This is a genomic window from Streptomyces sp. NPDC005805, assembly GCF_040630445.1.
Taxonomy (GTDB): domain Bacteria; phylum Actinomycetota; class Actinomycetes; order Streptomycetales; family Streptomycetaceae; genus Streptomyces.
The window spans coordinates 87,926-109,852 of record NZ_JBEXXN010000022.1 but is presented as its reverse complement, the minus strand read 5'-3'; the positions used below and the strand labels follow the sequence as shown (position 1 = coordinate 109,852).

At 72.8% G+C, this 21,927-nt stretch carries 16 protein-coding genes and 3 pseudogenes; 13 read left to right on the top strand and 6 right to left on the bottom strand.

The annotated features are described in order from the left end of the window. The 7 genes and pseudogenes from ABZ457_RS15350 to ABZ457_RS15320 form a co-directional block, all read left to right on the top strand. Positions 1–267 (top strand): annotated as a pseudogene (locus ABZ457_RS15350) (4-(cytidine 5'-diphospho)-2-C-methyl-D-erythritol kinase); the annotation flags it as partial. A 131-nt stretch (positions 268–398) separates the two neighbouring features. Next, positions 399–1,784, top strand: coding sequence for an acyltransferase (locus ABZ457_RS15345; RefSeq protein WP_359157975.1), 1,386 nt, complete (start codon positions 399–401; stop codon positions 1,782–1,784). 125 nt (positions 1,785–1,909) lie between these two features. Continuing rightward, complete coding sequence (locus ABZ457_RS15340; protein WP_359157974.1) at positions 1,910–3,727, top strand: ABC-F family ATP-binding cassette domain-containing protein; 1,818 nt, start codon at positions 1,910–1,912, stop codon at positions 3,725–3,727. Positions 3,728–3,789: 62 nt separating this feature from the next. Next, positions 3,790–4,251, top strand: coding sequence for a hypothetical protein (locus ABZ457_RS15335; RefSeq protein ID WP_359157973.1), 462 nt, complete (start codon positions 3,790–3,792; stop codon positions 4,249–4,251). Between the two features lie 318 nt (positions 4,252–4,569). Next, on the top strand, positions 4,570–6,393 hold the full coding sequence (locus ABZ457_RS15330; RefSeq protein WP_359157972.1) for a hypothetical protein: 1,824 nt from the start codon (positions 4,570–4,572) through the stop codon (positions 6,391–6,393). A gap of 126 nt (positions 6,394–6,519) precedes the next feature. Further along, positions 6,520–8,478 (top strand): PQQ-binding-like beta-propeller repeat protein, encoded by a 1,959-nt coding sequence (locus ABZ457_RS15325; RefSeq protein ID WP_359157971.1) that lies wholly within the window; start codon positions 6,520–6,522, stop codon positions 8,476–8,478. A gap of 160 nt (positions 8,479–8,638) precedes the next feature. Continuing rightward, complete coding sequence (locus ABZ457_RS15320) at positions 8,639–9,340, top strand: LuxR C-terminal-related transcriptional regulator (RefSeq protein WP_359157969.1); 702 nt, start codon at positions 8,639–8,641, stop codon at positions 9,338–9,340. A 36-nt stretch (positions 9,341–9,376) separates the two neighbouring features. Here ABZ457_RS15320 and ABZ457_RS15315 read toward each other — a convergent pair whose 3' ends face one another. Next, positions 9,377–9,658, bottom strand: a complete 282-nt coding sequence (locus ABZ457_RS15315) for a hypothetical protein (RefSeq protein ID WP_359157967.1) — start codon at positions 9,656–9,658, stop codon at positions 9,377–9,379. A 21-nt stretch (positions 9,659–9,679) separates the two neighbouring features. Next, positions 9,680–10,803: pseudogene (locus tag ABZ457_RS15310) on the bottom strand (Na+/galactose cotransporter); the annotation flags it as partial. A gap of 138 nt (positions 10,804–10,941) precedes the next feature. Here ABZ457_RS15310 and galT point away from each other — a divergent pair. The 4 genes and pseudogenes from galT to ABZ457_RS15290 all read left to right on the top strand — a co-directional run. Beyond that, positions 10,942–11,982 (top strand): annotated as a pseudogene (gene galT / locus ABZ457_RS15305) (galactose-1-phosphate uridylyltransferase); the annotation flags it as partial. Then, a complete protein-coding gene (gene galE / locus ABZ457_RS15300) occupies positions 11,983–12,951 on the top strand; it encodes a UDP-glucose 4-epimerase GalE (protein ID WP_359157986.1) in 969 nt (322 codons plus the stop codon). Next, positions 12,948–14,054, top strand: a complete 1,107-nt coding sequence (galK, locus tag ABZ457_RS15295; protein ID WP_359157965.1) for a galactokinase — start codon at positions 12,948–12,950, stop codon at positions 14,052–14,054. Before galE ends, galK begins: the two co-directional genes overlap by 4 nt. A 310-nt stretch (positions 14,055–14,364) precedes the next feature. Further along, positions 14,365–15,144 carry a response regulator transcription factor gene (locus tag ABZ457_RS15290; RefSeq protein ID WP_359157962.1) on the top strand — a complete coding sequence of 260 codons (780 nt, stop codon included), beginning with the start codon at positions 14,365–14,367 and terminating at the stop codon, positions 15,142–15,144. On the opposite strand, the gene ABZ457_RS15285 is transcribed toward ABZ457_RS15290, so the two are convergent. Next, the gene (locus ABZ457_RS15285; RefSeq protein ID WP_359157960.1) at positions 15,106–15,600 is read right to left on the bottom strand and encodes a MarR family transcriptional regulator; all 495 of its coding nucleotides are present in this window, start codon (positions 15,598–15,600) and stop codon (positions 15,106–15,108) included. The genes ABZ457_RS15290 and ABZ457_RS15285 overlap by 39 nt on opposite strands. Positions 15,601–15,731: 131 nt before the next feature. On the opposite strand from ABZ457_RS15285, the gene ABZ457_RS15280 reads away from it, so the two are divergent. Next, positions 15,732–16,553 carry a trans-aconitate 2-methyltransferase gene (locus ABZ457_RS15280; protein ID WP_359157958.1) on the top strand — a complete coding sequence of 274 codons (822 nt, stop codon included), beginning with the start codon at positions 15,732–15,734 and terminating at the stop codon, positions 16,551–16,553. 149 nt (positions 16,554–16,702) lie between these two features. Here the strand turns inward: ABZ457_RS15280 and ABZ457_RS15275 are convergent, their stop codons facing one another. Both ABZ457_RS15275 and ABZ457_RS15270 read right to left on the bottom strand, forming a co-directional pair. After that, the gene (locus tag ABZ457_RS15275; RefSeq protein WP_359157985.1) at positions 16,703–17,380 is read right to left on the bottom strand and encodes a TetR/AcrR family transcriptional regulator; all 678 of its coding nucleotides are present in this window, start codon (positions 17,378–17,380) and stop codon (positions 16,703–16,705) included. Further along, a complete protein-coding gene (locus tag ABZ457_RS15270) occupies positions 17,380–18,375 on the bottom strand; it encodes a fatty acid desaturase (RefSeq protein ID WP_359157955.1) in 996 nt (331 codons plus the stop codon). Before ABZ457_RS15270 ends, ABZ457_RS15275 begins: the two co-directional genes overlap by 1 nt. Positions 18,376–18,629: 254 nt before the next feature. On the opposite strand from ABZ457_RS15270, the gene ppc reads away from it, so the two are divergent. Further along, the gene (ppc, locus tag ABZ457_RS15265; RefSeq protein ID WP_359157953.1) at positions 18,630–21,359 is read left to right on the top strand and encodes a phosphoenolpyruvate carboxylase; all 2,730 of its coding nucleotides are present in this window, start codon (positions 18,630–18,632) and stop codon (positions 21,357–21,359) included. An 80-nt stretch (positions 21,360–21,439) separates the two neighbouring features. On the opposite strand, the gene ABZ457_RS15260 is transcribed toward ppc, so the two are convergent. After that, positions 21,440–21,910 (bottom strand): hypothetical protein, encoded by a 471-nt coding sequence (locus ABZ457_RS15260; RefSeq protein WP_359157951.1) that lies wholly within the window; start codon positions 21,908–21,910, stop codon positions 21,440–21,442. Positions 21,911–21,927: the final 17 nt, after the last annotated feature.

The window sequence follows — 21,927 nt, the reverse complement described above, 5'->3', positions numbered from 1 at the left end:
ACCGCCGCCCTCGCGGACGCCCTCGCCAACGACCTCCAGCCCGCCGCGCTGTCCCTGCGCCCCTCGCTCGCGGACACCCTGGCGGCGGGCACGGCGGCGGGCGCGCTGGCCGCGCTCGTCTCGGGCTCCGGCCCGACGACGGCATTCCTGGTGAAGGACGCGGAGTCGGCCCGTTCGGTCGCCGCCGCCCTCGACGCCTCGGGCACCTGCCGGTCCGCGCGGCCGGCCGTCGCGCCGGCACCGGGCGCCACGGTGGTCACGGGCTGACCCGCCCCGGGCCGGACCGGGTCCGGCCAGAGGGGCCGGAGGGCCCAACCCGCCCCGCCCGGTGGGTACTCACCGCGATCTGAGTATCCGCGCGCTGCCGCGCCCCGCCGCGGCCCGGCAGCGTGGGGCGCATGACGACGACCACCTCCGTGCGCGCCCTCGCCGAGAGCACGCCCGACACCCGCGACCGCTACGTCGACCTGCTGCGCGTCGCCTCCCTCGCGACCGTCGTCGGCGGGCACTGGCTGATGGCCGCCGTCACCACCGGCGACGGCGGGGGCGCGTCGGTGGGCAACCTCCTCGCCGTGGTACCGGAGCTCCAGGTCCTGACCTGGCTCCTCCAGGTGATGCCGGTCTTCTTCTTCGTCGGCGGCTTCTCGCACGCCCTCTCCTACCGCTCCCTGAGCCGCCGCCACCCCGAGCGCTCCGTGTACGCCGCCTTCCTGCGCGGCCGGCTCCAGCGGCTGCTGGGGCCCACCACGGTCTTCGTCCTGGTCTGGGGCGCCCTGGCGCTGGCCGTGCAACTGCTGGGCGGCGGAGGCGGGTTGACCGGGGTCGCGCTGCGGCTGGTGACCCAGCCGCTGTGGTTCATCGGGATCTACCTGGTCATGGTCGCGTTCACCCCGCCGCTGCTGCGGCTGCACGAGCGGTGGGGCTGGGGCGCGTTCGGCGCGCTCGCCGGGGCGGCGGCCCTGGTGGACCTGCTGCGGTTCGGCGCGGGGGTTCCGTACCTGGAGTTCCTGAACTTCGCCTTCGTCTGGCTCGCCGTCCACCAGCTCGGCTTCCTGCGCGCCGACGGCATGCTCACCCGGCCGGTGGTGCTCGCCGCCGCCGGGCTGGCCGGGGCCGTCGCCCTCGTCGCCCTCGGGCCGTACCCGCTGTCGATGGTCGGGATGCCCGGCGAGAAGGTCTCCAACATGGCCCCGCCGACGCTGGCCCTGCTCTGCCACGGGCTGTGGCTGGTCGGCGCGGTGGAGCTGCTGCGTGGCCCGGGCGGCCGCCTGGTGCGCCGGGCCCGGGTCTGGCGGGCCGTCGTCGCGGCGAACGGCGTCGCGATGACCGCGTTCCTGTGGCACCTGACCGCGATGCTCGCCGTGTACGGGGCGCTGCTCGCCGCCGGGGTGACACTGCCGGAGCCGGCGGGCGGGGCGTGGTGGGCGCAGACGCCGCCGCGGATCGCGGCCGTGGCGGTGCTGACGGGCCTGCTCGTCGCGGTCTTCCGCCGCTTCGAGCGCCCGTCCGCGGCGTCGGCCGTGTCCGCCGGACCGCCGCCGCCCGGGACCGGTCCGGTCGCCGCCACCGGGATCGCGCTCAGCCTGTTCGGCGTCCTCGGCCTGTCGATGGTCGGTTTCGGCGGCCTGCTGGAGGGCCACAGCGCGACCCTGATCGCGGTCCCGGTCACCGCCCCGGTCGCCGTCGCCATGACCCTCGGCGGCTGGCTCCTGGTCGCCCGCGCGGGCCGCGGGGCGCGCACCGGCGCCGCGACGACCGGCCGGAAGCCCACCCCGGCGCCCTGACCCGCCCCCGCCGGGCGGCGAAACCGCCCTGACCCGCCCCGGCCGGGACGGCGACCGCCCCGGCCGGGCGCACCCCGCGCGGGGACTAGGCTGGGAGGTCGATCGTTACCCCTGGCAGGAGAGAAATGGCCGTCAACCTGGTCAATGTCGAGGCAGTCACCAAGGTGTACGGCACCCGTGCCCTGCTGGACGGCGTGTCCCTCGGCGTGTCCGAAGGCGACCGCATCGGCGTCGTCGGACGGAACGGCGACGGCAAGACCACCCTCGTCCGGATGCTCGCCAAGCTGGAGGACCCGGACACCGGCCGGGTCACCCAGAGCGGCGGGCTGCGGCTCGGCGTGCTCACCCAGCACGACTCCCTCGACCCCGCCGCCACCGTCCGGCACGAGGTCATCGGCGACATGGCCGACCACGAGTGGGCCGGGGACGCCAAGATCCGGGACGTGCTCACCGGGCTGTTCGGCGGGCTGGAGCTGGCCGGCTTCCCGCAGGGGCTGGACACGGTCATCGGCCCGCTCTCCGGCGGCGAGCGCCGCCGTATCGCGCTGGCCAAGCTGCTCATCGAGGAGCAGGACCTGATCGTCCTCGACGAGCCCACCAACCACCTCGACGTCGAGGGCATCGCCTGGCTCGCGGGCCACCTCCGGGCCCGCCGCTCCGCCCTCGTCTGCGTCACCCACGACCGCTGGTTCCTGGACCAGGTCTGCACCCGGATGTGGGACGTGCAGCGCGGCGACGTCTACGAGTACGAGGGCGGCTACAGCGACTACGTCTTCGCCCGCGCCGAGCGGGAGCGGATCGCCGCCACCGAGGAGGCCAAGCGTCAGAACCTGATGCGCAAGGAGCTGGCCTGGCTGCGCCGCGGCGCGCCCGCGCGCACCTCCAAGCCCCGCTACCGCATCGAGGCGGCGAACGAGCTGATCGCCGACGTGCCCCCGCCCCGGGACACCTCCGAGCTGATGAAGTTCGCCTCGGCCCGGCTCGGGAAGACGGTGTTCGACCTGGAGGACGTCACCGTCCAGGCCGGGCCCAAGGTGCTGCTGAAGCACCTCACCTGGCAGCTCGGCCCCGGCGACCGCATCGGCCTGGTGGGCGTCAACGGCGCCGGCAAGACCTCCCTGCTGCGCACCCTCGCGGACGCCGCCGGCACCCAGGGCGAGGCGCAGCCCGTCGCCGGGCGGGTCGTCGTCGGCCGGACCGTGCGGCTCGCGTACCTCTCCCAGGACGTCACCGAACTGCCCGCGACCCTGCGGGTGCTGGAGGCCGTGCAGCAGATCCGCGACCGGGTGGACCTCGGCAAGGGCCGGGAGATGACCGCCGGGCAGCTCTGCGAGCAGTTCGGCTTCGGCAAGGAGAAGCAGTGGACCCCGGTCGGGGACCTGTCCGGCGGTGAGCGCCGCCGCCTCCAGCTGCTGCGGCTGCTGATGGACGAGCCGAACGTCCTCTTCCTCGACGAGCCCACCAACGACCTCGACATCGAGACCCTGACGCAGCTGGAGGACCTCCTCGACGGCTGGCCCGGCTCGATGGTCGTCATCTCGCACGACCGGTTCTTCCTGGAGCGCACCACCGACCGGACCTTCGCCCTCCTCGGCGACGGCACCCTGCGCATGCTGCCGCGCGGCATCGACGAGTACCTGGAGCGCCGTGCGCGGATGACGGAGACGGCCGCGCCGGCTCCGGCGCCGGCCGCACCCGCGGGCGGAAAGCCGGCCGGCAAGGAGAAGTCCGCGGCCGACTCCCGGGCGGCGAAGAAGGAACTCCAGCGCATCGAGCGCCAGCTCGACAAGGTCTCCGACAAGGAGACCACCCTCCACGCGCACATCGCCGAAAACGCCACGGACTTCGAGAAGGTCGCGAAACTGGACGCGCAGTTGCGTGAACTCGCGGACGAACGCGAGGAGTTGGAAATGCGCTGGCTGGAACTGGCCGAGGACGCCTAGGGTGCGGCGCTCCTCTCCGTGGCGAACTCCTCCGTGGACCGGGACCGCGTAGCCTCGGCGCCATGCCCCGCAAACAGAGAAGGGCACGGCGGCTGGTCGTCGGCGCCCACACGTACCTGTGGACACTCCGCCACAGCCACACCGTGGTCGGCGGCAGCCGCACCTGCCGCGAGACCCTGACCCTGTACCCCCGGTCCGCCGCCCCGGGCGGCGCACTGCGCATCGTCTTCACCAAGGGCCCCGGCCGGTTCGTCCCGGGCGGGGCCCCGCTGGGCTCCGGAGACGTGGGCCACGTCCGGGGCGCCTCCCTGAACCTGCACGAGCCCGGGGCCGTTCGGGCCCTGCTCGACGCGGCGTCGGCCCGCGGGTGGCGGCCCCGGGCGCGCCTGACGGAGGAGATCGACGGCTGGTCCCTCCTGGAGGCGGCAGCTGCCGCGCGGGCCGGGACCGGGGTGGTCGCGGCGCCGAGCGCGGTGCCGGTGGCCAGGACCACCCCGCGCGCCGTGGCCGGAAGGCATCGGTAAAGAAGCCGTGGAAAGCGCATAACAACAGCATCACGGCGGGTCCTCCCTTGGGAACAGGGGAGAACCGAACCCGCTCGTTCTGCGTCGCGGGTGATACAAAGAAACGCGCCCGGCCTCGGTCGGGCGCGAACGTGAACGGCGCGAACAAGAAGCGACGGAACACAAGCGACGGAGAAGTCCGATCAACTCCTTCCGGACGGGGGCGTACGCCCGCGCCCGCGAGCCGGTGCAGACGGGGGTGGGGGACCTTCCGGGCAGCGCCCGGGGCGTGAGCCGTACGGGGGCGCCGGAAGCAGCAGACCGGAGGAGAAGTACGCCATGACACAGCCGCCGCAGCCGGGCTTCGGGGCCCCCCAGGACCCGCAGGGCGGCTCACAGCCGCCCGCGCAGCCGCCGCAGCCGCCCGCCCAGCCGCCCCAGATGCCGCCGGCCCCGCCCGGACCGCCTCCGGGCACCCCGCCGCAGCCCGGCTACGGCTACCCGCAGGGTGCGGCCCCCGCGCCGCAGGGCTACGGCTACCCGCAGCAGGGCCAGCCCGGCCCCTACGCCCAGCAGCCGGGACCGTACGGCGCGCAGCAGCCCGGTCCGTACGGCCAGCAGCCGGGCCCCTACGGGCAGCAGCCCGGCCCCTACGGCTACCCGACGCAGCCCCAGTACCCGGGCGCGCCGACCCCGCCGTCCGGCGGCGGTGGCGGCTTCTTCAAGGGGAAGACCGGCGTCATCGTGGCCGCTTCGGCCGCGGGCCTGCTCCTGATCGGCGGCGGCACGTACGTCGCCCTCAGCGGTGACGGCGACGACAAGCCCACCGTCAGCAAGTCCAGCGAGGCCCCGAAGCCGACCGGTTCGGCCACCGTCGACCAGGGCGACGGCAAGGGGGACGGCGACTCCGGGGGCGGCGGCGCCGAGGACCTCAACGCGGGCCGCAAGGACGGCGAGTCCAAGGTCCTGTTCCTCACCAGGAACGACGTCGACCTGCCCCGCAACGGCTCCGATGTGCACGGCCTGTGGACCGTCGGGGACACCGTCGTCAAGGCCATGTACCGCGAGATCGCGGGCTACTCGGTGACCGACGGCAGCAAGAAGTGGAGCGTGCCGGTCGACACCAAGGTGTGCTCCGCGCCGGTCAACGCCTCCCCCGACGGCAAGATCGTCTTCGGTGTCGAGGACGGCCTGAGCGACAAGGCCAAGTGCAACGACCTCCAGATGGTCGACCTCAGGGCAGGCAAGGCCGGGTGGAAGAAGTCCATCCCCAAGCCCGACGGCGGACCGTTCTCCTCCCTCGCCGACTACACCCTCGCCATCAGCGGCAACACCCTCGCGGTCGGCGGCGGCAGCAACTCCTGGGGCTTCTCCCTCACCGACGGCAAGCAGCTCTTCGGCACCCCGTCCGGCGACTGCAAGCCCGGCGCCTTCGCCGGCGGCGAGAAGCTCATCGCCGCCGCGAGCTGCAAGACCAGCGACTACAAGAAGCCCAAGCAGCAGCTCCAGGAGATCGACCCGGCCTCGGGCAAGCCCAAGTGGACGTACAGCACCCCGGTGGGCTGGGAGATCGACAAGGTCTACTCGCAGAGCCCGCTGGTCGTCTCGATCACCCAGAACGAGCCGAAGAAGTGGTCCATCATCTCCCTGACGGACAAGGGCAAGCCCCGTGCCACCATCGACGGCGGCAAGGACAAGTACGCGCCCCGCTGCGGTGGTTCCTTCGTGGTCTGGGGCCAGAACCTCCAGGGCTGCACCGGTGTCGCCGCCGACGCCAGGAACTTCTACATGGCGACCGAGACCGGCTACGGCTCCGCCAACGAGGTCGTCGCCTTCAGCCTCGACTCCGGCAAGGCCAAGTGGCGCTCCAAGGCCCCGGCCGAGCGCCAGATGACGCCGCTGCGCATGGAGGGCGGCGAGGTGCTGGTCTACATGGGCGCCCGGTACGACGCCGGCGGCACCGTCGCCACCATCCCGTCCTCCGGCGGGGCCCCGAAGACGCTGCTCCAGAACCCCGCCTCGACCTCGCAGATCGAGAGCTCCTTCTACTCGCCGAAGATGGCCTACGCCGACGGCCGGTTCTTCATCGCCAGCGGGCGGGTGAGCGCGAGCAACGACAAGGAGGAGCTGGAGACCAAGACCATGATGGCCTTCGGCGAGTGACCCTCACCGGGACCGGACCGGGGCAGCGCCCCGAGCCGGTCCCGGTTCCCGGTCCGGGCCCCCGGCCCGCAGGCTTTCCTCCCGTCCCCGCCCCGCTCCTTCTCCCCGTACGAGGTACCCACCCCGATGAACCAGTCGCCGCCGCCCCCGCCGAACCAGCCGCCCGGCCCGCCCCCCAACCAGCCGCCGGAGCCCCCGCGGCAGCCCCCGGCCGGCTCGCCGGACCCGCTCGCCAAGCAGCCCGACGCCCAGCCCCCGGCCGCGCCCGCGCAGCCGCCCGCCGCACCGGCCCCGGGCGGCTTCGGCTCGCCCACCCCGCCGCCGGAGCAGCCCGCGAACCAGCCGCCCCAGGGCGCCGGTTCCTACGGCTACCCGGGCCCGGCCACCCCGCCGCAGGGCGCAGGCGCGTACGGCTACCCGCAGACGCCGCCGCAGACGCCCCCGCCCGGCGCCCCGGCCGGACAGCCCCCGGCCCAGCAGCCGTACGGCTATCCGCAGCACGGCGCGCCGACCCAGCCCTACGGTTACCCCCAGCAGGGCGGCGCCCCGGGCCAGCCGCCGTACACCTACCCGACGCAGCCCCTGCAGCCGCAGGGCGGCGGTGGCGGCCGGGGCGGGCTGAGCGCCCAGATGAAGATCATCATCGCGGCGGCCGCGGCGATCGTGCTCATCGTCGTGGGCGGTGTCGTCTACGCCAACGCCGGCGGTGACGGCGACGGCAAGAAGGAAGAGGCCAAGAACAGCTCGGGCGGCGCCTCCGGCGGCGGCGAGGGCCCCGACGCCAAGCCCGCGCCCGACGGCCCCGGCAAGGAGAAGCCGGGCGCCAACACCTCGGCCAAGGTCGCCTACCAGCTCCCCGAGCCGGCCCGCAAGGACCTGATGGGGGTGCCCGGTTCCTGGGTCACGGACAAGGCGTTCGTGAAGCCGGGCGCCAATTCGGTCGTCGCCTACGACGCCGGCAAGGGCAGCGTCCTGTGGACGACCAAGCTGCCCGGCCAGATGTGCGCGGCCTCCCGCCACCAGACCGCGGACAACCTCACCGCCATCGTCTTCGAGGCCGAGAAGCGCACCGAGAAGAAGAACTTCGTGCAGTGCACCGAGGTCGGGGTCATCAACCTCGACACCGGTGAGCTCAAGTGGAGCAAGTCCATCACCGGCGCCACCCGCGGTGACGACAAGGTCCCGTTCGACGAGGTCACCATCAGCGGCACCACCGTGGCCGTGGGCGGCATCTACGGCGGCGGCGCCTTCGACCTGAACACGGGCGCCATCCGCTGGAAGCCCACCGTCGACGCCGAGCAGTGCCGCGACCTGGGCTACGGCGGCGGCAAGGCCCTCGTCGCCGTCCGCAGCTGCGGCGACTACGGCAGCCGCAAGGCGGTCGTCCAGCCGGTGAACCCGGAGAACGGCACCCCGCTGTCCACGTACGCGATGCCCGAGGGCGTGGAGGACGCCCGGGTCGTCTCCAGCGACCCGCTGGTCGTCGCGGCCGACGTCGGCGACACCGGCACCTTCGGCATCTCGGACTTCTTCTCCATCGACGCCAAGTCCGGCAAGCTGCTCGCCAAGATCGCCGCCTCCGGTGACGACTACCTGGCCCGCTGCTCCTCCAGCGACGGCGTGGAGGGCTGCCAGTTCGTCCTCGTCGGCAACGGCAAGCTCTACCTGCCCACCGCCGAGCACGAGAACGCGGGCGACGCCCCCGGCCGGACCAACGAGATCGTCTCCTTCGACCTCAAGACCGGCAAGGCCACCGCCGACCGCGCCGACGCGGGCGACGGCTACCACTCCCTGCCCCTGCGCATGGACGGCGGCAACCTGATCGTCTACAAGTGGCCGCCGTACAACAAGGGCGGCCAGGTGGTCTCGATCGACGGCGCCACCTTCAAGGAGACGCTGCTGCTGGACAACCCCGCGGACCGCTCGGTCCGCGACGCGGAGACCAGCTTCACCGAGAACGGTTCCGAGTACCGCTACCACGCGGGCCGGCTCTTCATCTCGCAGCAGCTGCTGGGCAAGCCCCGCGAGAGCGACTCCTCCTTCGGCAAGAAGTACCTGGCGATCGCGTTCACGGTCGCGGACTGACCGCCCCGCCACCGGCGTCCCCCACGGGCCCGGACCCCACCGCACCGGTGGGGTCCGGGCCCGTGGCCATCTGCGGGTTCCGGGCCCGCGCACCCGCCGGAGCGTGTAGCTTGCCGGGTCAGGAGGCCGGGGGGCCTGCTCCGACGGGGAGGGTTGGTCGATGGGCGTGCGGCTCATCGTGGTCGACGACCACAGACTGCTCGCCGAGGCGCTCGCCTCGGCGCTGAAACTGCGCGGGCACCGGGTGCTGGCCGCCGCCGCGCCCGCCGCGGGGGCCGCCGAACTGGTGGTCGCCCGGGCGCCGGAGGTGTGCCTGCTGGGCACCCAGGCGCCCGCCGCCCCGGGGGCCTTCGACCCGGTGGTGCGGATCAAGCGGGAGCGTCCGCAGGTGGCGGTGGTGGTCCTCGGGCCGGTGCCGAACCCGCGCGGGATCGCGGCCGCGTTCGCGGCCGGCGCCTCGGGCTACGTCCGGCACGACGAGCGCATCGAGGGTGTGGAACGGGCGCTGGTGAAGGCCCGGGCGGGGGAGGCGGTGGTCGCGCCGGCCCTGCTCCAGGGCGCGTTCGCCGAGCTGCTGAACCCGGCGGCGCAGCCGGACGACGAGGGGCAGCGGCTGCTGGCGATGCTCACCCCGCGCGAGGTCGAGGTGCTGGTCCGGGTCGCCGAGGGGGAGGACACCCGGCTGATCGCGGCCGGTATGGGCATCGCGTCCAGCACGGCGCGCACCCATGTGCAGCGGGTGCTGATGAAGCTGGGGGTCGGCTCCCGGCTGGAGGCCGCCGCCCTGGCGGCCCGGACCGGGCTGCTGGACCGGGTGGGGTACGGGTCCTCCGCGCCGCCCGGACCCGGCCCGTCCCGTTGAACGGGGACGGACCGGGCCGGGCCGGAGCAGCGGTGGTCAGTCCTCGGGGGCCGGCGGCGGGGGCGGCGCGGTGGGCCGCAGCCACAGCCAGGCGAGGAAGAACAGCCCGAGGGCGAGCATCCCGAGGCCCGTCCACAGGTTGATGTTGACGCCCTCGGCCTTCTCCAGATCGGCGTCGGACGCGAATATCCCGGCCGCGGTGACGATCACGCCGTAGAGGGTGAACAGGCCGCCGATGATGCGGCGGATGTCGAAGAGACGGGCCGCGGTCGCGGACTTGCGCTCCAACTCGGAGACTTCGCGGTGCAGTTCGGACATGGTTGTCGGCCTCCGATCGGATCAGAAGGAGTAGGGGACGTAGCACAGGGCGGCGAGCGCGATCGCGCCCCAGCCCAGCAGGGCCGGGCTGCGGTACCAGGCGTCGTCGCCCTCGTCCGGCGCCTCGTCCATGCCCGGGGAGCGGGTGCCGTAGACGAGCCGGCGAGTTCGGCCTCCGGCTTGGGGGCGGTGAACAGGGTGACGGCGACCATCACGACCGCGCCGGCCACGAAGCCCACGATCGCGGAGACGAAGTTGGCGCCCTGCTCGGACGGGATGTCGATGACGCCCTGCTGGTAGATGACGAAGTAGTTGACCATCGCGGCCGTGGTGCCCGCCAGCAGCCCCCACACGCCGGACTTCATGGAGGCCCGCTTCCAGAACGTGCCGATGATGAAGACGACGAACATCGGCACGTTGAAGAAGGAGAACAGGGTCTGGAGGTAGCCCATGATGTTGCCGAAACTGGAGGCGAGGAAGGCGGTGCCGATGGAGCACACCACCCCGATCGCCGTGATCAGCCGGCCGAAGCGCAGATAGTAGGTGTCCTCCCGGTCCTTCTTCACATAGCGCGCCCATATGTCGTACGTGAAGACGGTGTTGAACGACGACACATTGGCGGCCATACCGGCCATGAACGCGGCGAGCAGTCCGGTGACGGCGATGCCGAGGACGCCGTTGGGCAGCAACTCCTGCATCAGCAGCGGGATCGCGTCGTTGTAGGTGAGGTCGGAGCCCGCGGTGCCGATCTTCGGCACGATCACGGCGGCCACGAGGCCCGGGATCATCACCAGGAAGACGATGAACATCTTCGGGAAGGCGGCGACCAGCGAGGCCGAGGACGATGGTCAGCCAGTTGGCGCCGAGCGGGTTTGCATCGCCGATGCCGGTGCCGCCCCAGGCACTGAGGAAGTTCTCGCCGCGGCTCTCGGTGAGCGCGCCGGTCAGCCCGTCCCAGCCGCCGACCCGCTTCAGACCGAGGAAGGTCAGCGGCAGCAGCGCGGCGATGATCACGAAGAACTGGAGCACCTCGTTGTAGATCGCCGAGCACCGATCCAGTACCAGTGCACGACGGCCACGCCGTACTGCGCGCCGGTGGCCGCCATGCCCAGGATCTCCGTCGCGCCGAGGTTGGCGGCGACGAAGACCGTGATCTGCTGCGTGCGCTGCCTGCGCTGCCTGCGCTGGGTGCGTGGGTGGGGCGCGCATCGCCCTTGACGGTCATGTTCGGGTGTGATTATTTATGTTTAGTTGTGTTAGAAGGAAGGGTGGAGGGGCGCCGAGTGAGGAAGACGTCGACCCGGCTCGCCGACGGGCGGGAGCTGCTCTACTACGACCTGCGGGACGACACCGTCCGCGACGCGGCCGACACCCGCCCCCTCGGCCCGGTCTCCACCACCGCCGAGATCCGCCGCGACCCGCTGCTCGGCGACAGCGTCGCCGTCGCCTCCCACCGCCAGGGCCGCACCTACCACCCGCCCGCCGACGAGTGCCCCCTCTGCCCCTCCCGCGACGGCCGGCTCACCGAGATCCCCGCCGGGGACTACGACGTCGCCGTCTTCGAGAACCGCTTCCCCTCCCTGGCCGGCGACTCGGGCCGCTGCGAGGTCGTCTGCTTCACCTCCGACCACAAGGCGTCCTTCGCCGACCTCACCGAGGAGCAGGCCCGGCTCGTCCTGGACGCCTGGACCGACCGCACCGCCGCCCTCGCCCAGGACCCCGCCGTCGAGCAGGTCTTCTGCTTCGAGAACCGGGGCGACGAGATCGGCGTCACCCTCCAGCACCCGCACGGCCAGATCTACGGCTATCCCTTCACCACCCCGCGCACCGCGCTGATGCTCCGCTCCGCCGCCGCCCACCGCGCCGGGACCGGCCGCAACCTCTTCGACGACGTGGTGGAGCGCGAACGCGCCGACGGCGTCCGGGTCGTCGCCGAGGGCGAGCACTGGACCGCCTTCGTCCCCTACGCCGCCCACTGGCCCTACGAGGTGCACCTCTACCCGAAGCGGCGGGTGCCCGACCTGCGGGCGCTGGACGAGGCCGCGCGCACAGAGTTCCCACAGCTCTACCTGGAACTCTTGAGGCGCTTCGACCGGATCTTCGGCCCCGGGGAACCGCCCACGCCCTATGTCGCCGCCTGGCACCAGGCGCCGTTCACCGGCGAGGGGCGGGACGACTTCGCCCTCCATCTCGAGCTTTTCACCGTCCGCCGCACTTCCGGCAAGCTGAAGTTCCTCGCGGGTTCCGAGTCCGGTATGAGCGTGTTCATCAACGACGTGCCGCCGGAGAAGGCGGCCGAGCGACTGCGAGAGGTTGCGAGCCAAGTGAGCAAGAAGTACCTGGTCACCGGCGGAGCGGGATACGTCGGCAGTGTGGTGGCCCAGCATCTGCTGGAGGCCGGCCACGAGGTCGTCGTCCTCGACGACCTGTCCACCGGCTTCCGCGAGGGCGTCCCCGCCGGCGCCCGCTTCGTCGAGGGCCGCATCCAGGACGCCGCCCGCCATCTGGACGGCTCCTACGACGGCGTCCTCCACTTCGCCGCGTTCTCCCAGGTCGGCGAGTCCGTCGCCCGGCCCGAGGCGTACTGGGGGAACAACGTCGGCGGCACCATGGCCCTGCTCGGCGCCATGCGCGAGGCCGGGGTGCGCACCCTCGTCTTCTCCTCCACCGCGGCCACCTACGGCGAGCCGGTCTCCACCCCGATCACCGAGACCGACCCCACCGCCCCCACCAGCCCCTACGGCGCCACCAAGCTCGCCGTCGACCACATGATCGGCGCCGAGGCCGCCGCCCACGGGCTGGCCGCCGTCTCCCTGCGCTACTTCAACGTCGCCGGCGCCTACGGCGACCTCGGCGAGCGCCACGACCCCGAGTCGCACCTGATCCCGCTCGTCCTCCAGGTCGCCCTGGGCCGCCGCGAGCACATCTCCGTCTACGGCGACGACTACCCGACCCCCGACGGCACCTGCGTCCGCGACTACATCCATGTCGCCGACCTCGCCGACGCCCATCTGCTCGCCCTGGACGCGGCCACCGCCGGCGAGCACCTGATCTGCAACCTCGGCAACGGCAACGGCTTCTCGGTCCGCGAGGTCGTCGAGACCGTCCGCAAGGTCACCGGCCACCCGGTGCCCGAGGTCCTCGCCGGGCGCCGCCCCGGCGACCCCGCGGTGCTCGTCGCCGCGAGCGCCGTCGCCCAGGACCGCCTGGGCTGGCGACCGAGCCGCGCCGACCTGGCCGGCATCGTTTCCGACGCCTGGGCATTCGCCCGCAGGAGGGAAGACGCGTCATGACGGACGGTGTGTGGGCAGCACCCGGCAGGGTGAACCTGATCGGTGAACACACCGACTACAACGACGGCTTCGTGATGCCCTTCGCGCTGCCGCACACCACCGTGGCGACGGCCGCGCGCCGCGACGACGGCGTGCTGCGGCTCCACTCCGCCGACGCCCCCGGCGACCCGGTCGAACTCCGGGTCGCCGACCTCGCACCCGGCCGCCGCACCGGCGCCTGGACCGACTACCCGGCGGGCGTGGTCTGGGCCCTGGCCGAGGCGGGCCACCGGGTCGGCGGACTGGAGGTGCGCTACACCTCCACCGTCCCCACCGGCGCGGGCCTCTCCTCCTCCGCCGCCCTGGAGGTCGTCACCGCCCTCGCCCTCAACGACCTCTACGGACTCGGCCTGGAACGGGGCCCGCTGGCCCGCCTCTGCCGGCGCGCCGAGAACGCCTACGTGGGCGCACCCACCGGGATCATGGACCAGACCGCCTCCGCCAGCTGCACCGAGGGCCACGCCCTGCACCTGGACACCCGCGACCTGTCCCGGCGGCAGATCCCCTTCGACCTCGCCGCGCACGGCCTGGAACTCCTCGTCGTGGACACCCGGGTCAGGCACGCGCACAGCGAGGGCGCGTACGGCCGCCGCCGGGCCGGCTGCGAGGCGGGCGCGGCCGCCCTCGGGGTCGGCGCCCTGCGCGACGTCTCCCACGAGGGCCTCGCGGACGCCCTGGCGCGGATCGACGACGCGGAGGTGCGCGCCCTGGTGCGCCATGTCGTCACCGAGAACCACCGGGTGGAGCGGGTCGTCGCGCACGCGGAGGCCGGGGACTTCCGGGCCATCGGGCCCGTGCTGACCGAGGGGCACGCCTCGCTGCGCGACGACTTCCGGGTCTCCTGCCCGGAACTGGACCTGGTCGTGGACTCGGCACTGGCGGCCGGGGCGCTGGGCGCCCGGATGACCGGCGGCGGGTTCGGGGGCTCGGCGATCGTGCTCACCGAGTCGGCGGCCTCCCCGGCGGTGGCCGGGAAGGTCCTCGGCGCGTTCGAGGAGCGGTCGCTCACCGCGCCCCGGGTCTTCACGGCGGTCCCGTCGGCGGGCGCGCACCGGGTGTCCTGAGGCGGGGCGGGTCCGCTTCCGCCGCCTGGCCCGCGACGGACCCGGCCCGTGCGTCGCTGCCGTGCCTGTGCGTCACACCCGCACCACCGAGGGCGATCAGTTCTGCAAAAGCCCTTCCACCGGGCCCCGTCGTCCGTACTCTGAGGGCAACGCCGGTGGGGGCCGGTGTTGTTCAGGGGGCGAGACCGCCGGGTACGGCGTCCAGGGGCGGGGTATCCATCGGAGCACGGCGGCGGCCGGCTCCGCTGCTGCACCGACGTCCCGGGCGCCGCGCCCGCGCAGATCCGTCTCCCCGGCACTGGGGGTGCATGTGGTTCGAATCCGGGTCCTGGTCGTGGACGACCACCGAATCTTCGCCGAGTCGCTGGCCGCGGCGCTCGCCGCCGAGCCCGACGTGGAGGTCGCGGCCGCCGGCAGCGGCCCGGCCGCGCTGCGCTGCCTGGAACGGGCGGTCGCGGAGGGCCGCCGCTTCGACGTGATGCTCGTCGACGCGGACCTCGGCATGCCCGCCGTGCCCGCGCCCCGCGCGGTCGCCGTCGCGCGCGGCGGCGAGGAGGGCGTGGTGGACGGGATCTCGCTGGTCGCGGGGGTGCGGGCGCACCGCGTCCCGGTCCGTTCGGTGGTCCTCGCCGAGAAGGACGACGCGGCCCGCGCGGCCCTCGCCCTCCAGGCCGGCGCCTCGGGCTGGATCGCCAAGGACTGCTCGCTGCAGCGGCTCCTCGCGGTGATCCGGGGGGTGCTGCGGGACGAGACCCATCTGGCGCCCGCCCTGCTCACCGGCGTCCTGCGCGAACTCACCGCGGCCCGCAAGCACCGCACCGAGAGCGAGCAGCTGGTCGAGTCGCTGACCCCGCGCGAGCAGGAGGTCCTGCGGTGCATGGTCGCGGGCCTGGGGCGCAAGGCGGTCGCCGAGCGCCTCTTCCTGTCACCGCACACCGTCCGGACGCATATGCAGAACGTGCTCGGCAAGCTCGGGGTGCACTCCACCCTGGCCGCCGTTGCCCTGGCCCGCCGGGCGGGCGTCGGTCCGGCCGATCTCACGGCCGAGCTGTCAGGGGAGGTTGTCGAACGGGGCGGTCAACTGGCGTAGCAGCGCGGCCAGCTCGGCGCGCTGCGCCCGGGACAGCTCGGAGAGGATCGCCCGCTCCTGGTCCAGCAGCCCGGCCAGTGCCTGGTCGGCGCGGTCGCGCCCCTCGGGGGTCAGCCGCACCAGCACCCCGCGGCGGTCACTGGGGTCCGGCAGCCGCTCGACCAGGTTCTTCTTGGCCAGCCGGTCGATCCGGTTGGTCATCGTGCCCGAGGTGACCAGGGTCTGGGTGAGCAGCTGCCCGGGGGAGAGCTGATACGGCGCGCCGGCCCGCCGCAGCGAGGTCAGCACGTCGAACTCCCACGGCTCCAGCTGGTGCTCGGCGAACGCGAGCCGCCGGGCGCGGTCGAGATGCCGGGCGAGCCGGGAGATGCGGCTGAGCACCTCCAGCGGTTCCACATCGAGGTCGGGGCGCTCACGGCGCCATGCTGCGACCAGTCGATCGACCTCGTCCTCCATGTCGATCAGTGTAGTGGTTCCCTCGACGTGAAGTCTCTTGATGTCGAGATATATTTTCTGGGACTATTGGGCAGGGTCGCGCCGGAGCTCCGTTCCGCTTCGGCTCACCGTTCCTGCAAGGGGGATCGACCATGTATTCCGCGCCCGTCTGGGACCCACAGCAGTACCTGCGCCACTCCGGACACCGAACCCGTCCCTTCCTCGACATGCTGGCCCGCATACCCGTGCTGCCCAACGGCAGCCGTCCGCCCCGTATCGCCGACCTCGGCTGCGGCCCCGGCAACGTCACCGCCCTGCTCGCCGACCGCTGGCCCGACGCCCGTATCACCGGCTTCGACCTCTCCCGGGACATGCTCGCCCAGGCCGAGAAGGACCACGCCGGCGCCACCGCGGGCGGCGGCTGGCTCGACTTCCGCCCCGCCGACGCCGCCCACTGGACCCCCGACGAGCCCTACGACCTGATCGTCTCCAACGCCGCCCTGCAATGGGTCCCCAACCACCCCGAGTCCTTCGCCGCCTGGATCGACGGCCTCACCCCCGGCGGCACCCTCGCCTTCCAGGTCCCCGGCAACTTCACCTCGCCCAGCCACGCCCTCCTCGGCGAACTCTGCGACACCCCCCGCTGGCGCGACCGCCTCGGCACCCACGGCCGCCGCTACATCCACATCCTGGAACCCGCCGACTACCTCGTCCGCCTCGCCGACCTCGGCTGCGACGCCGACGCCTGGGAGACCGTCTACTACCAACTCCTCGGCGGCGAGGACCCCGTCCTCGACTGGGTCAAAGGCACCGCCCTGCGCCCCGTCCTCACCGAACTCGCCGACGACCCCGAGGCCACCGAGGCGTTCCTCGGCGAGTACCGGGACCTGCTGCGCGCCGCCTACCCGCCCGGCCCGCACGGCACCGTGTTCCCGTTCCGCCGCATCTTCGCCGTGGCGCGCAAGGTCTCCTGACCCGCCGGCCGCACCCCGGTCCCGGCCCCCTGACCGGGCCGGGACCGGTGGACCGCCGGCGCCCCGGGACACGACGACGGCGCCCCGCCGCGGGAGATCCCGCGGCGGGGCGCCGTCACACGCACCGCTCAGCCACCGGCTACCGGCTCTCAGTTCTTGCGGTGGCCTATCAGCCGCGGCCTCTGCTCCAGACCGTCCAGCCCGTGCCAGGCCAGATTCACCAGATGCGCCGCCACCTCGGCCTTCTTCGGCCGCCGCGCGTCCAGCCACCACTGGCCCGTCAGCGCCACCATCCCCACCAGCGCCTGCGCGTACAGCGGCGCCAGCTTCGGATCGAAGCCCCGGTTCTTGAACTCCATCCCCAGGATGTCCTCGACCTGCGTGGCGATGTCACTGATCAGCGACGCGAACGTACCCGTCGACTGCGCCACCGGGGAGTCCCGCACCAGGATGCGGAACCCGTCCGTGTACGTCTCGATGTAGTCCAGCAGCGCGAACGCCGCCTGCTCCAGCAGCTCCCGCGGATGCCCCGCCGTCAGCGCGCTCGTCACCATGTCCAGCAACTGGCGCATCTCCCGGTCCACGACGACCGCGTACAGCCCCTCCTTGCCGCCGAAGTGCTCGTACACCACCGGCTTCGACACCCCGGCCTTCGCCGCGATCTCCTCCACCGACGTGCCCTCGAACCCCCGTTCCGCGAACAGGGTCCGCCCGATGTCGAGCAACTGCTCCCGGCGCTCGGCGCCCGTCATCCGCACCCGGCGGGCCCGCCTGCCGGTGGACCTGGTCTTGTCCGCACTGCTGCCGTCACTCGCCACGACGTCCATCATGCCGCTTCGGCGGCACGGCTCTTGTCCGGGGCGTCCGCACGCCGGGCGTCCAGCCGGTCCTGCTGCGGCCACCGCACGTCGTACGCCCAGCCCGCCTTCTCGAACCAGCGGATCAGCCGCGCACTGGAGTCGATCTGCCCGCGCAGCACCCCGTGCCGCGCACTCGTCGGATCCGCGTGGTGCAGGTTGTGCCACGACTCACCGCACGACAGCACCGCCAGCCACCACACGTTCCCCGACCGGTCCCGCGACTTGAACGGACGCTTCCCGACCGCGTGGCAGATCGAGTTGATCGACCACGTCACATGGTGCAGCAGCGCGACCCGCACCAGCGAACCCCAGAAGAACGCCGTGAACGCGCCCCACCAGGACATCGTCACCAGCCCGCCCACCAGCGGCGGGATCGCCAGCGACACGATCGTCCACAGCACGAACTGCCGCGAGATCCGGCGCAGCGCCGGGTCCTTGATCAGATCGGGCGCGTACTTCTGCTGCGGCGTCTGCTCCTCGTCGAACATCCAGCCGATGTGCGCCCACCACAGGCCCTTCATCAGCGCCGGGACCGTCTCCCCGAACCGCCACGGCGAATGCGGATCGCCCTCCGCGTCCGAGAACTTGTGGTGCTTGCGGTGATCCGCCACCCAGCGCACCAGCGGGCCCTCCACCGCCAGCGACCCCATGACCGCCAGCGCGATCCGCAGCGGCCGCTTCGCCTTGAACGAACCGTGTGTGAAGTACCGGTGGAAACCGATCGTGATGCCGTGGCAGCCGATGTAGTACATCGCCACCATCAGCCCCAGATCCAGCCAGCTCACTCCCCAGCCCCACGCCAGCGGCACCGCCGCGAGCAGGGCCAGGAACGGCACGGTGATGAACAGCAGCAGCGCGATCTGCTCGATCGACCGCTTGCTGTCCCCGCCGAGCGTGGCGGACGAAGCGGCGGCGGGCGGCGCCGAAGCGGCATCGTCCAGCAGGTCGGGACCAGTGGTCATAAAGATTCCCTGGGGGTGGGGAGACGGGGGACGGGGCGGCCGCGACAGCGGCCCGCACAGGCACGCGGACGATCCCGCGCCTACGGGACCGTAACCTACGGCGACGTAAGTATGGCAGTGCTCAGCATCACGGCAAGAGACCTGTGGACAACGCCGGGAAAATGGACACCTATCCTTGGGGACGTCGGACAGCGCGGTCCGCAAGCCTCCAGAACCCCTCCAGACGTGCTCAAACACTGCAAGGAGCCGCACCTGTGAGCAGTGCCGACAAGACCCCTACCGCCTCCGCCGAGCTGCGCGCCGACATCCGCCGACTGGGCGATCTTCTCGGCGAGACCCTGGTCCGCCAGGAGGGGCACGAACTTCTCGACCTCGTCGAGCGCGTCCGCGCCCTCACGCGCGAGGACGGCGACGCCGCGGCCGAGCTGCTGGGCGCCACCGACCTGGAGACCGCGGCCAAGCTCGTCCGCGCCTTCTCCACCTACTTCCATCTGGCCAACGTGACCGAGCAGGTCCACCGCGGACGCGAACTGCGCGAACGCCGCACCGCCGAGGGCGGACTGCTCTCCCGCACCGCCGACCGGCTCAAGGACGCCGACCCCGAGCACCTGCGCCAGACCGTCGCCAACCTCAATGTGCGCCCCGTCTTCACCGCGCACCCCACCGAGGCCGCCCGGCGCTCCGTCCTCAACAAGCTCCGCCGCATCGCCGAACTCCTGGAGAACCCCGGCATCGCCGCCGACCGGCGCCGCCACGACCTCCGCCTCGCCGAGCACATCGACCTCATCTGGCAGACCGACGAACTCCGCGTCGTACGGCCCGAACCCGCCGACGAGGCCCGCAACGCCATCTACTACCTCGACGAACTCCACGCCGGAGCCGTCGGCGACGTCCTGGAGGACCTCGCCGCCGAACTCGAACGCGTCGGCGTCGAACTCCCGCCCGGCACCCGCCCGCTGACCTTCGGCACCTGGATCGGCGGCGACCGCGACGGCAACCCCAACGTCACCCCGTCCGTGACCTGGGACGTGCTCATCCTCCAGCACGAGCACGGCATCACCGACGCCATCGAGGTCATCGACTACCTGCGCGGACTGCTCTCCAACTCCATCCGCTACGCCGGCGCCACCGAGGAACTCCTCGCCTCCCTCCAGACCGACCTGGAGCGCCTGCCGGAGATCAGCCCCCGCTACAAGCGCCTCAACGCCGAGGAGCCCTACCGGCTCAAGGCCACCTGCATCCGCCAGAAGCTCCTCAACACCCGCGAACGCCTCGCCAAGGGCACCCCCCACGAGGACGGCCGCGACTACCTCGGCACCGCCGAGCTGATCGAGGACCTCACCGTCATCCAGACCTCCCTGCGCGAACACCGCGGCGGACTCTTCGCCGACGGCCGCATGGACCGCGTCATCCGCACCCTGTCCGCGTTCGGCCTCCAGCTCGCCACCATGGACGTCCGCGAACACGCCGACGCCCACCACCACGCCCTCGGCCAGCTCTTCGACCGGCTCGGCGAGGAGTCCTGGCGCTACGCCGACATGCCCCGCGATTACCGGCAGAAGCTCCTCGCCAAGGAACTCCGCTCCCGCCGCCCCCTCGCCCCCACCCCCGCACCGCTGGACGCGGCCGGCGAGAAGACCCTCGGCGTCTTCCACACCGTCAAGGAAGCCTTCGAACGCTTCGGACCCGAGGTCATCGAGTCCTACATCATCTCCATGTGCCAGGGCGCCGACGACGTGTTCGCCGCCGCCGTCCTCGCCCGCGAGGCCGGACTCATCGACCTCCACGCCGGCTGGGCCAAGATCGGCATCGTCCCCCTGCTGGAGACCACCGACGAGCTCAAGGCCGCCGACGTCATCCTCGAAGGCATGCTCGCCGACCCCTCCTACCGGCGCCTCGTCTCCCTGCGCGGCGACGTCCAGGAGGTCATGCTCGGCTACTCCGACTCCTCCAAGTTCGGCGGCATCACCACCAGCCAGTGGGAGATCCACCGCGCCCAGCGCCGGCTCCGCGACGTCGCCCACCGGCACGGCGTGCGCCTGCGCCTCTTCCACGGCCGCGGCGGCACCGTCGGCCGCGGCGGCGGCCCCTCCCACGACGCGATCCTCGCCCAGCCCTGGGGCACCCTGGAGGGCGAGATCAAGGTCACCGAGCAGGGCGAGGTCATCTCCGACAAGTACCTCATCCCCTCCCTCGCCCGCGAGAACCTCGAACTGACCGTCGCCGCCACCCTCCAGGCCTCCGCCCTGCACACGGCGCCCCGCCAGTCCGACGAGGCCCTCGCCCGCTGGGACGCGGCCATGGACACCGTCTCCGACGCCGCCCACGACGCCTACCGGCGCCTCGTCGAGGACCCGGACCTGCCCGCCTACTTCTTCGCCGCCACCCCCGTCGACCAGCTCGCCGAACTCCACCTCGGCTCCCGGCCCTCCCGTCGGCCCGACTCCGGCGCCGGCCTCGACGGACTCCGCGCCATCCCGTGGGTCTTCGGCTGGACCCAGTCCCGGCAGATCGTCCCCGGCTGGTTCGGCGTCGGCGCCGGCCTCGGCGCCCTGCGCGAAGCCGGCCTCGACACCGTCCTCGCCGAGATGTACGAGCACTGGCACTTCTTCCGGAACTTCGTCTCCAACGTCGAGATGACCCTCGCCAAGACCGACCTGCGCATCGCCCGGCACTACGTCGACACCCTCGTACCCGACCACCTCAAGCACGTCTTCGACACCATCGAGGCCGAACACGCCCGCACCGTCGCCGAGATCCTCAACATCACCGGCAACGACGAACTCCTCGGCTCCAACCCCGTCCTCGCCCAGACCTTCGGCATCCGGGACGCCTACCTCGACCCCATCTCCTACCTCCAGGTCGCCCTGCTCAAGCGCCAGCGCGACGCCGCCGAACGCGGGGAGGAGCAGGACCCGCTCCTCGCGCGGGCCCTGCTCCTCACCGTCAACGGCGTCGCCGCCGGCCTCCGCAACACCGGCTGACCGACCGCCCGCCGCACACACGACGGCGCCCCCGCCCGGAACTCCTCCGGACGGGGGCGCCGCCGTACGCGGGCGCCCGCTCACAGGGCCAGGAACGACCCCACCAGCAGCGCACCGCCCAGACCCGCCGAGATCCACGCCGGACGCGCCAGCCGCAGCCCGCCCCCGATCACCAGCGCCGCCAGCAGCAGCGCACCCCCCAGCGGCTGCCACGCGTACAGACCGCCCGCCGGACCCGTCCGCAGCGCCTCGGTGCTCCCCGGCCGCAGCACCACGGCCAGCACCTCGCCCTTCCTCACCGCGACCGACTCCTCGATCGTCACCGCGTCCCGGTCCGGGGCGGGGGCCACCGGCGCGTACGGGCCCGTGCACACCCCGTCCGCACAGCGGTCCACCGTCAGCGTGCCGTGCTCCCGCCCCTTGGACAGCAGGATGTGCTGCGCATCGCCCCACGACGTCCAGAAGCCCGCCACCAGCAGGATCAGCGCCACGAGGGCCATCACCGCGTTACGGGCGTGAATGATCAACCGGGCGGAGGAGTTCCGCTTCATGGCCCGGGATCCTTGGC

What these genes read in the sequence shown, in the direction of transcription:
- ABZ457_RS15285 (WP_359157960.1), bottom strand. Translation starts at nt 15,600, where the DNA reads ATGGAGGACGAGGTCGATCGACTGGTCGCAGCATGGCGCCGTGAGCGC.
- ABZ457_RS15330 (WP_359157972.1), top strand. Translation starts at nt 4,570, where the DNA reads ATGACACAGCCGCCGCAGCCGGGCTTCGGGGCCCCCCAGGACCCGCAG.
- ABZ457_RS15345 (WP_359157975.1), top strand. Translation starts at nt 399, where the DNA reads ATGACGACGACCACCTCCGTGCGCGCCCTCGCCGAGAGCACGCCCGAC.
- ABZ457_RS15320 (WP_359157969.1), top strand. Translation starts at nt 8,639, where the DNA reads ATGGGCGTGCGGCTCATCGTGGTCGACGACCACAGACTGCTCGCCGAG.
- ABZ457_RS15335 (WP_359157973.1), top strand. Translation starts at nt 3,790, where the DNA reads ATGCCCCGCAAACAGAGAAGGGCACGGCGGCTGGTCGTCGGCGCCCAC.
- ABZ457_RS15340 (WP_359157974.1), top strand. Translation starts at nt 1,910, where the DNA reads ATGGCCGTCAACCTGGTCAATGTCGAGGCAGTCACCAAGGTGTACGGC.
- ABZ457_RS15280 (WP_359157958.1), top strand. Translation starts at nt 15,732, where the DNA reads ATGTATTCCGCGCCCGTCTGGGACCCACAGCAGTACCTGCGCCACTCC.
- ABZ457_RS15270 (WP_359157955.1), bottom strand. Translation starts at nt 18,375, where the DNA reads ATGACCACTGGTCCCGACCTGCTGGACGATGCCGCTTCGGCGCCGCCC.
- ABZ457_RS15325 (WP_359157971.1), top strand. Translation starts at nt 6,520, where the DNA reads ATGAACCAGTCGCCGCCGCCCCCGCCGAACCAGCCGCCCGGCCCGCCC.
- ABZ457_RS15275 (WP_359157985.1), bottom strand. Translation starts at nt 17,380, where the DNA reads ATGGACGTCGTGGCGAGTGACGGCAGCAGTGCGGACAAGACCAGGTCC.
- ABZ457_RS15315 (WP_359157967.1), bottom strand. Translation starts at nt 9,658, where the DNA reads ATGTCCGAACTGCACCGCGAAGTCTCCGAGTTGGAGCGCAAGTCCGCG.
- ABZ457_RS15260 (WP_359157951.1), bottom strand. Translation starts at nt 21,910, where the DNA reads ATGAAGCGGAACTCCTCCGCCCGGTTGATCATTCACGCCCGTAACGCG.
- galK (WP_359157965.1), top strand. Translation starts at nt 12,948, where the DNA reads ATGACGGACGGTGTGTGGGCAGCACCCGGCAGGGTGAACCTGATCGGT.